Source organism: Kitasatospora gansuensis (assembly GCF_014203705.1).
Classification (GTDB): domain Bacteria; phylum Actinomycetota; class Actinomycetes; order Streptomycetales; family Streptomycetaceae; genus Kitasatospora; species Kitasatospora gansuensis.
Genome location: NZ_JACHJR010000001.1, coordinates 3,518,260 through 3,531,102 on the forward strand (window position 1 = coordinate 3,518,260; position 12,843 = coordinate 3,531,102).

At 71.8% G+C, this 12,843-nt stretch carries 14 protein-coding genes; 8 read left to right on the forward strand and 6 right to left on the reverse strand.

Annotated elements, in window-relative coordinates:
* Window positions 1-91: 91 nt before the first annotated feature.
* Window positions 92-319 (reverse strand): DUF3263 domain-containing protein, encoded by a 228-nt coding sequence (locus F4556_RS15320; protein ID WP_184915623.1) that lies wholly within the window; start codon window positions 317-319, stop codon window positions 92-94.
* A gap of 99 nt (window positions 320-418) precedes the next feature.
* Here F4556_RS15320 and F4556_RS15325 point away from each other — a divergent pair, with 99 nt between their 5' ends.
* Complete coding sequence (locus F4556_RS15325) at window positions 419-775, forward strand: cupin domain-containing protein (RefSeq protein ID WP_184915625.1); 357 nt, start codon at window positions 419-421, stop codon at window positions 773-775.
* A 7-nt stretch (window positions 776-782) separates the two neighbouring features.
* Here the strand turns inward: F4556_RS15325 and F4556_RS15330 are convergent, their stop codons facing one another.
* Together F4556_RS15330 and F4556_RS15335 are read right to left on the reverse strand one after the other, a co-directional pair.
* A complete protein-coding gene (locus tag F4556_RS15330; RefSeq protein WP_246511024.1) occupies window positions 783-2,066 on the reverse strand; it encodes an extracellular solute-binding protein in 1,284 nt (427 codons plus the stop codon).
* A 133-nt stretch (window positions 2,067-2,199) separates the two neighbouring features.
* Window positions 2,200-2,979, reverse strand: coding sequence for a DeoR/GlpR family DNA-binding transcription regulator (locus tag F4556_RS15335; RefSeq protein ID WP_184915627.1), 780 nt, complete (start codon window positions 2,977-2,979; stop codon window positions 2,200-2,202).
* A gap of 161 nt (window positions 2,980-3,140) precedes the next feature.
* Here F4556_RS15335 and F4556_RS15340 point away from each other — a divergent pair, with 161 nt between their 5' ends.
* The 4 genes from F4556_RS15340 (at window position 3,141) to F4556_RS15355 (ending at window position 7,256) form a co-directional block, all read left to right on the forward strand.
* On the forward strand, window positions 3,141-4,052 hold the full coding sequence (locus tag F4556_RS15340; RefSeq protein ID WP_184915630.1) for an SIS domain-containing protein: 912 nt from the start codon (window positions 3,141-3,143) through the stop codon (window positions 4,050-4,052).
* Between the two features lie 157 nt (window positions 4,053-4,209).
* Complete coding sequence (locus tag F4556_RS15345; RefSeq protein WP_184915633.1) at window positions 4,210-5,142, forward strand: ROK family protein; 933 nt, start codon at window positions 4,210-4,212, stop codon at window positions 5,140-5,142.
* Window positions 5,139-6,311, forward strand: coding sequence for an N-acetylglucosamine-6-phosphate deacetylase (gene nagA, locus F4556_RS15350; protein WP_184915636.1), 1,173 nt, complete (start codon window positions 5,139-5,141; stop codon window positions 6,309-6,311). Before F4556_RS15345 ends, nagA begins: the two co-directional genes overlap by 4 nt.
* Window positions 6,312-6,383: 72 nt before the next feature.
* A complete protein-coding gene (locus F4556_RS15355) occupies window positions 6,384-7,256 on the forward strand; it encodes a class II fructose-bisphosphate aldolase (RefSeq protein ID WP_184915639.1) in 873 nt (290 codons plus the stop codon).
* On the opposite strand, the gene F4556_RS15360 is transcribed toward F4556_RS15355, so the two are convergent.
* Both F4556_RS15360 and F4556_RS15365 read right to left on the reverse strand, forming a co-directional pair.
* Entirely contained in the window at window positions 7,244-8,146 is a 903-nt protein-coding gene (locus tag F4556_RS15360) for a carbohydrate-binding protein (protein WP_184915641.1), read from the reverse strand. The genes F4556_RS15355 and F4556_RS15360 overlap by 13 nt on opposite strands.
* A 155-nt stretch (window positions 8,147-8,301) precedes the next feature.
* Window positions 8,302-10,113, reverse strand: a complete 1,812-nt coding sequence (locus tag F4556_RS15365) for a GGDEF domain-containing protein (protein ID WP_184915651.1) — start codon at window positions 10,111-10,113, stop codon at window positions 8,302-8,304.
* A 324-nt stretch (window positions 10,114-10,437) separates the two neighbouring features.
* Between F4556_RS15365 and F4556_RS15370 the strand changes: the two genes are divergently transcribed.
* Window positions 10,438-10,968, forward strand: coding sequence for a flavin reductase family protein (locus tag F4556_RS15370; RefSeq protein ID WP_313068315.1), 531 nt, complete (start codon window positions 10,438-10,440; stop codon window positions 10,966-10,968).
* 153 nt (window positions 10,969-11,121) lie between these two features.
* Here the strand turns inward: F4556_RS15370 and arfB are convergent, their stop codons facing one another.
* On the reverse strand, window positions 11,122-11,553 hold the full coding sequence (gene arfB / locus F4556_RS15375; protein WP_184915655.1) for an alternative ribosome rescue aminoacyl-tRNA hydrolase ArfB: 432 nt from the start codon (window positions 11,551-11,553) through the stop codon (window positions 11,122-11,124).
* Between the two features lie 63 nt (window positions 11,554-11,616).
* On the opposite strand from arfB, the gene F4556_RS15380 reads away from it, so the two are divergent.
* Both F4556_RS15380 and F4556_RS15385 read left to right on the forward strand, forming a co-directional pair.
* Entirely contained in the window at window positions 11,617-12,105 is a 489-nt protein-coding gene (locus tag F4556_RS15380; protein WP_184915658.1) for a hypothetical protein, read from the forward strand.
* A gap of 103 nt (window positions 12,106-12,208) precedes the next feature.
* Window positions 12,209-12,784, forward strand: a complete 576-nt coding sequence (locus F4556_RS15385) for a TerD family protein (RefSeq protein ID WP_184915661.1) — start codon at window positions 12,209-12,211, stop codon at window positions 12,782-12,784.
* The last annotated feature ends 59 nt before the right edge of the window (window positions 12,785-12,843 follow it).

A 12,843-nucleotide genomic window follows, 5' to 3' on the forward strand; every position in this document is an offset into this window, starting at 1 on the left:
GGTCAAAATGCGAAAGTGCCTGACCACCTACGTACGGATCACCTTGCAAGGGCCGGCGTCGCAGTTCCCCGAGCCCCTGCCTACCGAACCGTCAGCGTTCAGTGCGCTTCGCGTCGCGAACCCGGCGGAGCCGGTTGACCAGTACCGGAGCGTGGGCGAGTGCCTCCTGACGGTCCAGCAGCCCGTTCAGGATCTGGTAGTACCGGGTGGCCGAGAGGTCCAGCTCCTCCCGGATGGCCCGTTCCTTGGCGCCGGTGGTGCGCCAGCTGCGGCCCTCCAGGGCGAGCACGGCCAGCTCGCGTTCGGTCAGCTCGGACATGGGCGGGTCACCTCCACTTACGGGGTGTCATTCTGCCCGCTCAGGCCGACACAGTGTGCCGCCCCCGCCGTGACGGCGGGGGCGTTAGCGTCGGGTGCCATGACCAACAGTTTCGCTCTGCACATCCCCGACGCCGACCTCGAGCCCGACCCGCTGGACCCGGCGCAGATCATCGAAGGCTCCCCCGAGGTCTCCGGCAAGGTGGTCTGGGAGTCCCCGGACGGCCGCCGGATCCGCGGGGTCTGGCAGATCACCCCGGGCGTGGTGACCGACACCGAGGCGGACGAGATCTTCGTGGTGATCAGCGGCCGGGCCACCATCGAGTTCGAGAACGGCACCGTGCTGGAGGTCGGCCCCGGCGACCTGGCCGTGCTGAACGAGGGCGACCGCACCACCTGGACGGTCCACGAGACCCTCCGCAAGGCGTACGCGATCGACCTCGGCCCCGCCGGCTGACGGACCGTTACTTGCGGGCCTCCGCGGCCGCCTCGGCGGCCGCGGTCTGCAGCCGGGCCAGCGTCTCGCCGCCGCCGTCCTTGACCGCGCCGCCGATCTCCTTCTTGAGCTGCTCGCTGACCTTCGCCCAGGACGGCTCGCCGTACGGGTAGAAGCGGGCGTCCGGCAGCGCGTCCAGGAAGGGCTTGAGGTCGGCGTGGGCGCTGTCGGCGGCCATCTGCACGCGGGCGTCCTGGGTGACCGGCAGCATGTTGTAGGTCTCGTAGAACTTCAGGGTGTTCTCCTTCTGGTAGGTGAAGGAGAGGAACTTCTTGATCTCGGCACGGTGCCCGTTGGCCTTGAAGGCCATCATCCAGTCGGCCACCGCGAAGCCGGCCGCCTTGCCCTGCGGGTCCTTGCGCGGGATCTGCGCCAGGCCGTAGTCGATCTTCGCGGCGACCGCCTTCTGGACCAGCGCGGGGTGGCCGTTGAGCATCGCGATCTTGCCCGCCGCGAAGTCCGCGAAGGCGGTCTTGCGGTTCACCGTGCCGGGGTCGGCGTAGGTCAGGCCGTCCTTGACCAGGTTGGTGCGCAGCCACTCGAAGGTGGCCCGGTTGGCCGTGCTGTCGATGCTGTAGTTGCCCGCGTCGTCGGCCAGACCGCCTCCGCCGCTGGTGGTCCACATCAGCGACTCGGCCTGCGCCTCCTCGGGGCCGAGCGGCAGCCCGTACGGCACCACCCCGGGGACCTTCTGCTTGATCAGCTTCGCGTCCTTGCGCAACTCCTCCCAGCTGGTGGGGGGTTGGGTGATACCCGCCTTCTCGAAGATGGCCTTGTTGTAGAAGAAGGCGCGCGAGGAGGCGATGAACGGGATGCCGTACTGGCTGCCCAGCACCTGGCCGGCCTTGGCGAACGCGTCGATCGTGTTGACCTGGGCGTCGATGGTGAGCACCTCGCTCACCGGGTAGAGCCGGCCGGCCGCGACGTGGTCGGCGTAGCCGCCGGTCTGCAGCATGTCCGGGATCTTGCCGCTCTTGATCAGCTCGGCCACCCGCTTGTCGATGTCGTCCCAGATCACCACCTCGAGCGCGATCTTGATGCCCGGGTTGGCCTGCTCGAAGCGCTTGACCAGGTCGTTCCAGTACAGATTGGAGCTGTTCGCCGGGCTGTCGCCGTAGTCGGCGACCACCAGGCGCAGCGTGACGTCACCGCCGGAACCGAGCACGTTCGAACCGCAGCCGCTGAGCAGCAACGCGGTGGAGACGGCGAGAGCCGTCAGGGGCAGTGCGGGCTTCCGGACGGCGCTGAACAACGGGGGACCACCTTCGGGGGGAGGAGGAGCGTCGGCCACCCTCTCAGCGCGGACCGCCAGTGGTCCAGACCTCTACCCGGAGTAGTTACGCAATCTCCGCCGCCGTTGCGCCCCGTGCAACGGCGGCCGCCGTTCAGACCGCGATCACCCGGACGCCGGCCTCCGTGAAGGCGGCGGCCAGCTCGGGCCCGATGCCGGTGTCGGTGACCAGCACCGAGACCTGGTCGAGGCCGCAGATCCGGGCGAAGGCGCGGTGGCCCAGCTTGGACGAGTCGGCCGCCACCACCACCCGGCGGGCCCGGTCCGCGAGCAGCCGGTTGACGCTCGCCTCACCCTCGTTGTGCGCGGTCGCGCCGTGCTCGGCATCGAGCGCGTCCACCCCCAACACCGTGACGTCCAGCGTGAGTTCGTTCAGCACCAGGGAGGCCAGCGGGCCGATCAGCTCGTACGACTGCGGCCGGGCCACACCACCGGTGAGCACGATCTTCACCTGCGGACGGACCGTCAGCTCATTGGCGATGTTGACCGCGTTGGTGACGATGGTGACGCCCTGTCCGGTGCCCTCCGGCTCGGGCCGGACCGCCAGCGCGCGGGCCACCTCGGTGGTGGTGGTGCCGCCGTTCAGGCCGACCACCTCGCCGGGGGCGACCAGTTCGGCCACCGCCGCGCCGATCCGCTGTTTGGCGTCGGCGTTGCGCGCGGTCTTGTAGCGCAGCGGCAGGTCGTAGCTGACGTTGTGGGCCACCGCGCCGCCCCTGGTCCGGGTGACCATCTGCTGGCGGGCCAGCTGATCCAGGTCGCGCCGGATCGTCGCGGCCGAGACCTGCAGTGCGTCGGCGGCCTCCTCGACCTCCAACTTGCCGTGCTCGGCGAGCAGTTCCAGCAGTGCGTTCCACCGCTCGTACCTGGACACGCAGATGCCGTCCCTTCCAGTCCCGGAGCCGCCGTGCGGCGGCGGGGTCAGCTTCCCACAGTTCCATCAAGCGAGCCGGTCTTGCGCAATCATGCTCGAAACCTCTATAAATCAAACAGCTTCACGCATTCCACTCCGGAGCACCTCCGTAAGGAGCCCGCATGCCCTTCTCCTCACTGACCGCCGAGGAACTCGCCACCCAGCCCGAGAACTGGCGGCAGGCCGCCGCCCTCGCGCCCACCGCGGCACCCGTCCTGCCGCAGCGCGGCGAGCGGGTCGCGGTGATCGGCTGCGGCACCTCCTGGTTCATGGCCCAGGCCTACGCCGTGCTGCGCGAGAGCGGCGGCCACGGCGAGACGGACGCGCTGGCCGCCTCCGAGTTCCCGGCCGGCCGCCGCTACGACCGGGTGCTGGCGATCACCCGCTCGGGCACCACCACCGAGGTGCTCGAACTGCTGGAGCGGCTCAAGACGCCGGCCACGGTGCTCACCGGCACCGTCGGCAGCCCGGTGTTCGAGGTCGCCGAGCACACCGTGCTGCTGGACTTCGCCGACGAGCGCTCGGTGGTGCAGACCCGGTTCGCCACCACCGCACTCGCGCTGCTGCGGGCCCACCTGGAGCTGGAGGGCGCCCTGCCCCCCGGCACCAAGCGGATCGCCGAGGCGGCCGCGGACGCCGAGGCGGCAGTGGCCTGGGAGGTCCCGGCCGAGCTGGTCGCGGCCGAGCAGGTCACCTTCCTCGGCCGGGGCTGGACGTACGGGCTGGCCCAGGAGGCCGGTCTGAAGATGCGCGAGGCGGCCGGCGCCTGGACCGAGTCCTACCCGGCGATGGAGTACCGGCACGGCCCGATCGCGATCGCCGCCCCCGGCCGGGCGGTCTGGGCCTTCGGCGAGCTCCCCGACGGGCTCTCCGAGCAGGTCGCGGCGACCGGCGCGACGCTGGTGCACGAGCCCGGCGCCGACCCGCTGGCCGACCTGATCCGGGCCCAGAAGCTCGCCGTCGCCACCGCCGAGGCCCGCGGCCTGGACCCGGACCGGCCGCGCGCACTGACTCGTTCGATCATCCTCACCTGACCGCCACCTCCCGTACGGGATTAGGTAAAGCAGATTGCCTAAGGAAGACCAACTACCCTTAAGCCACCCTTAAGGCGACAAACCTCACCTCGCTGGACCAGACCAATCACGCAACTGGACTAGACCTCTCCGACAAGGTCAAGGGAAACTGTCCCCCGTGAAGCACGTCATCGCACTCGATGTAGGCGGAACCGGCATGAAGGCCGCGTTGCTCGCCCAGGACGGCTCCGTGCTGTTCGAGGCACGCCGACCGACCGGGCGGGAGCACGGCACCGATGCCGTCGTCGCCACCATCCTCGACTTCGCCGCCGACCTGGCGGACGAGGGGCGCGCCCGCTTCGGCAGCGCACCCCTCGCCGCCGGCGTCGCCGTGCCGGGGACGATCGACGAGAAGAACGGGATCGCGGTCTTCTCCGCCAACCTCGGCTGGCGGGACCTCCCGATGCGCAAGCTGCTCGGCGAGCGCCTCGGCGGCATCCCGGTCGCCCTCGGCCACGACGTCCGCTCCGGCGGACTGGCCGAGGGACGGATCGGTGCCGGGCAGGGCGTGGACCGTTTCCTCTTCATCGCGCTCGGCACCGGCATCGCCGGCGCCATCGGCATCGGTGGGTCGATCGAGGCGGGCGCGCACGGCTACGGCGGCGAGATCGGCCATGTGGTGGTCCGCCCCGGCGGACCGCAGTGCGGCTGCGGCGCCCGCGGCTGTCTGGAGACGCTGGCCTCGGCCTCCGCGGTCTCCCGGGCCTGGGCCGAGGCGAGCGGTGACCCGGACGCCGACGCGGCGGCCTGCGCCACCGCCGTCGACGCCGGGGACGCCCGCGCCCTGACGGTCTGGCAGAACGCCGTCGAGGCACTCGCCGACGGGATCGTGCTGGCCCAGAGCCTGCTCGACCCCTCGACGGTGATCGTCGGCGGCGGCCTGGCCGAAGCCGGTGACACGCTCTTCACACCATTGCGCGCAGCGGTTTCCGAGCGGCTGACCTTCCAGATGCCCCCGAAGGTCGTACCGGCCATGCTCAGAGACACCGCCGCATCCCTGGGCGCGGGCCTGCTCGCCTGGGATCTGCTCTCCATGGAGGTGACCGCGTGACCGCGGACCGTACTGCACTGGCCGGCGCCCGACTGGTCCTGCCGGGTGGCGTCGTCGAGAACGGCCGGCTGGCCATCGAGGGTTCGCGGATCGCGGGTCTCGGCGGCGAGACCGGGCCGGGTGACGTCGACCTGACCGGCTACACCGTCGTCCCCGGTTTCGTGGACCTCCATGTACACGGTGGCGGCGGCGGCAGTTACGCCTCCGGCATCGCCGAGGAAGCCCTCACCGTCGCCCGGACCCACCTGGCGCACGGCACCACCACCACGATCGCCTCCACCGTCACCGGGGAGATCGACGAGCTCTGCCACCAGGCGGCCGTCCTCTCCGAGCTGGTCGAGGACGGCGTGCTGGCGGGCGTCCACTTCGAAGGCCCGTTCATCTCGCACAACCGGTGCGGCGCGCACCGTCCCGACCTGCTCCGCGACCCGGACCCGGCGCTGGTGCGCAAGCTGGTGGACGCCGCCCGCGGCACCGCCAGGATGTTCACCCTGGCACCGGAGTTGACGGGTGGTCTGGAGTCGGTCCGGATGCTCGCCGACCTCGGCGTGATCGCGGCCGTCGGGCACACCGACTCCGACTACGCCAAGACCCTGGAGGCCGTCGAGGCGGGGGCCACCGTGGCCACCCACCTGTTCAACGCGATGCCGGGCATCCAGCACCGCGCGCCCGGCCCGATCGTCGCCCTGCTGGAGGACGAGCGGGTCACCGTCGAGCTGATCAACGACGGTGTGCACCTGCACCCCTCGGTGCTCGACCTCGCCTACGGCACCGCCGGTGCCGAGCGGGTCGCGCTGATCACCGACGCGATGGGCGCGGCCGGCATGGGCGACGGGCTCTACCCGCTCGGCCCGCTCCAGGTCCGGGTCGAGAACGGCGTGGCCCGGCTGGTCGAGGGCGGCTCCATCGCGGGCTCCACCCTGACCCTGGACGTCGCCTTCAAGCGCTCCGTCACCATCAACGGCCTCTCGCTCAACCAGGCCGTCACCTCGCTGTCCACCGTCCCGGCCCGGCTGCTCGGCCTGGCCGACTCGATCGGCTCGCTGGAGGTCGGCAAGAACGCCGACCTCGTCGTACTCGACTCCGAAACCCACGATCTCGTCGCGGTGATGCGCCGCGGCGAGTGGATCGTCGGCGCGGACCGTCTCGCCAAGGCCCACGCGGCCTGACCTCCGGTCACCCACCGGGAGAGGTGAGCAGCGGCTCTGCGTCCCGCTGCCCACCTCTCCCGGGAGACACCCATGCCCGTTGCCCGTACCGCCGACCTGCTCGCCGCCGCCGTCGCCGAAGGCCGGGGCCTGCCCGCCTTCAACGTGATCACCCTGGAGCACGCCGAGGCGATCGCCGCCGGGGCCGAACTCGCCGGCTCCCCGGTCGTGCTGCAGATCAGTCAGAACGCCGTCGCCTACCACGGCGGCCGGCTGCTCCCGCTGGCCCGGGCCTGCGCCGAGGTCGCCGCCGCCGCCAGGGTCCCGGTCTCGCTCCACCTCGACCACGTCGAGGACTTCGACCTGCTGCGGGCCAGTGCCGCCGCCGGCTTCAGCTCCGCGATGTACGACGCCTCCACGCTGCCGCACGCCGAGAACGTCAAGCGCACCGCCGAGGCCGCCGACTGGGCGCACCGGCACGGCCTGCACCTGGAGGCCGAACTCGGCCGGGTCGGCGGCAAGGACGGCGAGCCGCCGCTCTCCCCGCACGCCCCCGGCGCCCGCACCGACCCGGCCGAGGCGGCCCGCTACGTCGCCGAGACCGGGGTGGACGCGCTCGCGGTGGCGGTCGGCAGTTCGCACGCGATGACCACCCGGACGGCCCTGCTCGACCACGATCTGATCCGCCGTCTGGCCGAAGCCGTACCCGTCCCGCTGGTGCTGCACGGCAGCTCAGGGGTGGCCGACGACGAACTGTCGGCCGGCATCGCGGCCGGCCTGGTGAAGGTCAACATCGGCACCGCGCTGAACACCGCCTTCACCCCGGTGGTCCGACAGCGCCTGGCCGAGGACCCGGCCGGCACCGACCCGCGCAAGTACCTGGCCCCGGCCCGGGCCGCGATGACCGAGACGGTGGCCCGGCTGGCCGCGGTGGTCGCGGGCAGCCGCAGCGGTCAGCTCGGGTAGGTCTCCACGCTCATCGGCGTGAGCGCGACCTGGTCGACCAGGATGCTGTTGCCGCTCCCGGCCGGGATGCCCACCGTGATGGTGTTCGTCCCGGCCTGCAGCTCCGGCCATATGTTGGTGCTGTACCAGGCCTGGGCCGGGTCCACCCCGGCGCCCGAGTAGTTCTTCACCGTGATGCCACCGTCCCGGTCCTTGCCGTTGACGGTGACGGCCGCGCTGAAGTTCTGGCCGGTGTTGTTGAAGTGCAGCCAGAACTTGTACGCGCCCGCGCTCGGGGCCGTGAACGTCCAGGTCACCGAGGAGCCCGCGGTCAGCGTCAGGTAGCTGCCGTCCGCCGACCTGGCGCCCTTCACGCTGTTGCCGGAAGGGGCGTTCTGGCCCTTCAGCGTGCTCGCGTCCGCGATCGGCTTGGTGTCGGGGGTGGGGCTCGCCGACGGTCCGGACGAACCGGAGGCCGAGGCCGAGGGGTTGACCGGGGCGCTGCTGCCGCCGGACGCCTTGTCCTTCGTCTTGCCCGGATCGCCCATCGAGAGGGCCACCCCGGCGCCGATCGCGATCGCGGCGACCACCGCGACGGCACCGATCACCACGCCCTTGCTGCGCCCGGCCGGCTGCTGCTCGCCCGGCTGCGGGCGGGAGTGCTCGGCGTACCGCGGCTGCTGCGGGAGCTGCGCGGTGACCTGCGCCGGCGGCTGCGGCCGGGCCGGGGGCTGCGGCGTGGACTGCTGGCCGTACTGCGCGCGGCCGACCTCGACCGGGCGGGAGTACGAGTCGCGGGGCTGGGTGGCCGCCTGCTCGCCCTCCGCCGGACGGTAGAGGTACGCGAACGGGTCGTCCTTCGCCGCGTCCTCGGGCGCTCCGTTACTGCCGGCCGTTGTCACGGTGGTCAACTCCCCATCGCAGCACACCGTACGGCCGCCGAACGCCGTACGGGCAGATGAACGCTCGTACCGGGGGAACCCTACCTGCCAAGCGCGATCCGGTGGAAAGACGGTTCGGAGCCCGGACGGTCAACGGGACCGGTGACGGAACCGTGGGGCCCGGTTCACCCCGCGCGCCGGTGCGAACGCTCGCCCCGCGCGCCCCGGGCCGGGCCGCCGCGCGCCCGCTTCTCGTCGTACATCCGCTCGTCGGCCACGTGCAGCACCTCCTCGATGCTCATCCCGCAGCCCGCCCAGCCGATGCCGAGGCTGACCCCGACCCGGGTGGTCCGGTTGTCGATCCGCATCGGCGGGATGATCGCGTTCCGCAGCCGCCCGGCCAGGTCCTTGGCCTCCTCGCGGCCGATCCCGTCGGCCAGCACCACGAACTCGTCGCCACCCAGCCGGGCCACCGTGTCACCCTCCCGGACCACCTGCTGGAGCCGTCTGGCCACCTCGATCAGCACGCTGTCCCCGGCCTTGTGGCCGAACCGGTCGTTGACCGTCTTGAAACCGTCCAGGTCGCAGAAGAGCACCGCGAGCCCCTTCTCGGCGGCCCCGGGCCTGCCCGAGCCGCCCCACAGCTCGCCCCCGCCCGGCAGCTCGGCCGGGATCACCGCGTGCACGTGGTCGGCCGGCACCTCGGAGCACTCCCGGGGGCGGCCGAGCTGCTCCCGGTCGGGCCCGGACGAGCGGCCGAAGCCGTCAGGCGCCCCGTAGCCGTGCGGCAGCGCGATCTGACTCCCCTGGCCGTCGAACGCGCCGTGCGCGCCGTAGGAGGCCGCCTGACCGGCGTACGCGGGCTCTGTGTCGTGCCGGTCCTGGTCCGGGTGCGCGGCCGGGGCGCCCGGGGCCTGGGCGCACAGCCGACGGCCCAGCCGGGTGCGCAGCTCGGCGCTGTTCGGCAGCCCGGTGAGGGCGTCGTGGCTGGCCCGGTGGGCGAGCTGGAACTCGTGCCGCTTGCGCTCCTCGATGTCCTCGACGTGGGTGAGCAGGAAGCTCGGGCCCTCCGCCGCGTCCGCCACCACCGAGTTGCGCAGACAGACCCACTGGTAGCCGCCGTCCCGCCGGGACAGCCGCAGCTCGGCCCTGCCCCCCTCGGCACTGGTCCGGTTCAGCAGCTCGAGGTCGTCGGGGTGCACCAGGTCGGCGAACCGCTGCTGCCGCAGGGTCGCCCGGGGGCGGCCGAGCAGTCGGCAGAGCGCGTCGTTGACCCGGGTCAGCTGGCCGGTGCCGGCCCCGTGCAGCTCGGTGATCGCCATCCCGCTCGGGGCGTACTCGAAGGCCTGCCGGAAGCTTTCCTCGCTGGCCCGGAGCGCCTGCTGCTCCTTCTCCAGCCGGGCCAGCGCCCGCTGCATCTCGGCCCGCAGCCGGGCGTTGCCGATCGCGATCGACGCCTGGAGCGAGAACATCTCCAGCGCCTCCCTGGTCCACGCCCCGGGCCGCTTGCCACTGCGCGGGCGGTCCACCGAGAGCACGCCGAGCAGGTCTCCCCCGGCGCTGTACATCGGGGCCAGCAGGACGTCCTGCGGGTGCCAGTCGTTGGTGTACACGGGCAGCGGGCCGTCGCCGGTCCAGCTCGGGATGTCGGTGCCGATCGCCCAGCCCCGGTCGTACGGCAGGAAGCGCAGCGTGCCCCAGTGGTCGCTGACGCTCAGCATCCGCTCCCAGGACTCCCGCGAGCCGACCTGGCCGAGCAGCACGGCGGGGCCGCCGAAGGCGCTCTCCTCCAGCTCCCAGACCGCCGCCACCACCAGATCGCCGTCCGGCCGCACCAGGCTGACCGCCGCCGCGTCGAAGCCGAGCCCGTGCACGGCGCCCTCGACCACGGCCTGCAAGGTCCCGGCCAGGCTGCGGGCAGCGTTGAGGTCCGCCACGACCCGGTGCAAGGTGCGGAGGGTCGCGAGGCGGACGTAGGGCTCCGACTCGGCTTCCATGCGGGGGCTCCCCGGCTGCTTCGGATAGTTCTTGATGGTTATCGTCCGATTGCCAGAAGAACTGAATCACAGGGAGCACAACGTTCGGCACGCTCGGTCAACAATAGGTCACCACTTGTGACCCAAATCACACAATGCACATGACCGAAACCGCAGCTCACCCGCCCTGGAGATGACATCTCCGGACAATCGCGACCATTGGCTGTCCGGTCGTCCACGGCCCGGACCGAAGGCCGGTTCAGCCCTTCGGCCCAGCAGTACCCGGCAGGACCTAAGACCACGGCCCGATGCCGCCCACCCGGTCGGCCGACTACCGTGCGGTACGTGCAGACGTCCCCGCAGTCCTCCACCACCAGCCCGGCCGCGACTCCCGAGGAGTTCCGCGCCGCCCTCGGCCAGCTCGCCTCCGGCGTCACGCTGGTCACCGCCCACGACCCCGAGGACGAGGAGGACGCCGGCATGACGGCGACGTCCTTCCTCTCGGTCTCGCTGGAGCCGCCGCTGGTGCTGGTCTCGGTCCGCGAGGACTCCCGGATGGACGAGCTGCTGACCCGCACCGACCGCTGGGCCGTCTCCCTGCTCGGCGAGACCCACCGGGCGGTCGCCTCACGGTTCGCCATGAAGGGCCGCCTCAGCGACCGCCTGCTGTTCGCCGACACGCCCCACCACCGGGGCCCCCACACCGGCGCACCCCTGATCGACGGGGCACTGGCCACGGTCGAGTGCCGCACCGTCCAGCGCATCCCGGCCGGCGACCACGTCCTCCTCCTCGGCCACGTCCTCGCCGCCGAGGTCACGGCACCCGGCGCACGGCCCCTGCTCTACCACCGCGGCAGCTACCGCCACCTGGCCTGAGCACCGATCTCGGGCATCAGCCACCAGGGGCTCGGGGAACTGCGACGGTTCGTGGCCGGCGGGTATCACTGCGAAAGTGCCTGACCACCCACGTACCTGCAACGTTTTTCGAGGTCGGCGTCGCCGTTCCCCGAGCCCCTGGTGGCTGACGTCTCAGTCCGTCGAGGGCCGGCTGCGGCCTTGCTTGAGGTCGGAGCGGTGCCGCTTGTTGGAGAGCCGACGCTCGATCATGCCCTTGCTCGGCTTGGTCTTGCGGCGGGTCTTCGGCGGCGGGGCGGTGGCTTCGCCGAGCAGGGCGGCCAGCCGCGCCGCGGCGACCTCGCGGTTGCGCCACTGCGAGCGGTGCTCGGAGGCGCGGACCACCAGGATGCGGCCGTCCACCAGGCGGGTGGCGAGCCGTTCGAGGGCGCGGTCCTTCCAGACCTGGGGCAGTGCGGCCGAGGCCGCCAGGTCGTAGCGGAGCTCGACCTGGGTGTCGGAGGTGTTGACGTGCTGGCCACCGGGGCCGGAGGAACGGGAGAAGCGCCAGACGAGCTCGGCGTCGGGGACGACCACCGATCCCCGGACGCGGATGGGCTCGGGCATGGGCCCATCATCTCGCGCCGGTGCGGCGCGGTCACCAGGTTTACGCCTGGGAGAATGGGCGGCGTGATCGAGCTCGGCTACGCCCTCTCCAACCGCTTCCCCGACCCTCCGCAGACGGACTACCGGACCGCGCCGGTCCGCAGCCTGCGGCACGACCTGTTCTGCGGCGACGTGTACCTGGACGCGGACGGCGCGGAGTTGTCCACACGCTGGGGATGGGTGCCGGTACTGGACTTCGCCTGGGCACTCTGCGACACCGTCGAACAGCTCGACCAGGACCCGCGCGGCAGCCGGTCCGCCGCCGTGCAGACCTTCGACCTGGACTTCACCCAGAACACCGAGCTGCTCCGGTTCGCCCGCCGGTTCGGCCTGGTGGAGATCAGCGCCACCTGGCTGCCGGACGAGCCGATCGCCGTGGTCCGCCACGCCGATCTGCGCCGGGAGGCCCGGGACTTCCTGCAGGACGTCCTGGCCGACCTGTTCGACCTGCACGAAGGGCTGGCGGACAACCCGAACATCTGGACGGTTCAGGGGAAGTTTCCCCGGGTCTGAGCCCCCGTCAGGGCTCCGGCATGAGAAATTGGCGGCCGCGGCAGGAACCACCAGCCCCGCCGCTCGCGTTCTTCCGACAAAAGCGACGAAGGGACACCACACCATGCCAGTGAGCCTCTCCAAGGGCGGCAACGTCTCGCTGACCAAGGAGGCCCCCGGCCTCACCGCGGTCAACGTGGGCCTCGGGTGGGACGTACGCACCACCACCGGTGCCGAGTTCGACCTGGACGCCAGTGCCATCGTGCTCAACGCGGAGGGCAAGGTGCTGTCCAACGGACACTTCGTGTTCTTCAACAACACCAGCGCCCCCGACGGCACCGTCGTGCACACCGGCGACAACCGCTCCGGTGAGGGCGCCGGCGACGACGAGGTCATCAAGGTCAACCTGGCCGGCCTGCCGGCCGAGGCGGCCCGGATCACCTTCCCGGTGTCGATCTACGACGCCACCACCCGGGGCCAGAGCTTCGGCCAGGTCCGGAACGCCTACATCCGGGTGCTGAACCAGGCCGGCGAGGCCGAGATCGCCCGCTACGACCTCTCCGAGGACGCGGCCACCGAGACCGCCATGATCTTCGGCGAGCTGTACCGCAACGGCGCCGAGTGGAAGTTCCGCGCCATCGGCCAGGGCTACGCCTCCGGCCTGGCGGGCATCGCCCAGGACTTCGGCGTCAGCATCTGACGAGCCGACAACGACCGAGGGGCCCGGGGATTCACTCCCCGGGCCCCTCGGTCGTTCTC

Bases quoted from the DNA above. Each gene is read 5' to 3' on its own strand.
- F4556_RS15320 (WP_184915623.1), bottom strand. From the start codon at position 319: ATGTCCGAGCTGACCGAACGCGAGCTGGCCGTGCTCGCCCTGGAGGGC.
- F4556_RS15325 (WP_184915625.1), top strand. From the start codon at position 419: ATGACCAACAGTTTCGCTCTGCACATCCCCGACGCCGACCTCGAGCCC.
- F4556_RS15340 (WP_184915630.1), top strand. From the start codon at position 3,141: ATGCCCTTCTCCTCACTGACCGCCGAGGAACTCGCCACCCAGCCCGAG.
- F4556_RS15355 (WP_184915639.1), top strand. From the start codon at position 6,384: ATGCCCGTTGCCCGTACCGCCGACCTGCTCGCCGCCGCCGTCGCCGAA.
- F4556_RS15365 (WP_184915651.1), bottom strand. From the start codon at position 10,113: ATGGAAGCCGAGTCGGAGCCCTACGTCCGCCTCGCGACCCTCCGCACC.
- arfB (WP_184915655.1), bottom strand. From the start codon at position 11,553: ATGCCCGAGCCCATCCGCGTCCGGGGATCGGTGGTCGTCCCCGACGCC.
- F4556_RS15385 (WP_184915661.1), top strand. From the start codon at position 12,209: ATGCCAGTGAGCCTCTCCAAGGGCGGCAACGTCTCGCTGACCAAGGAG.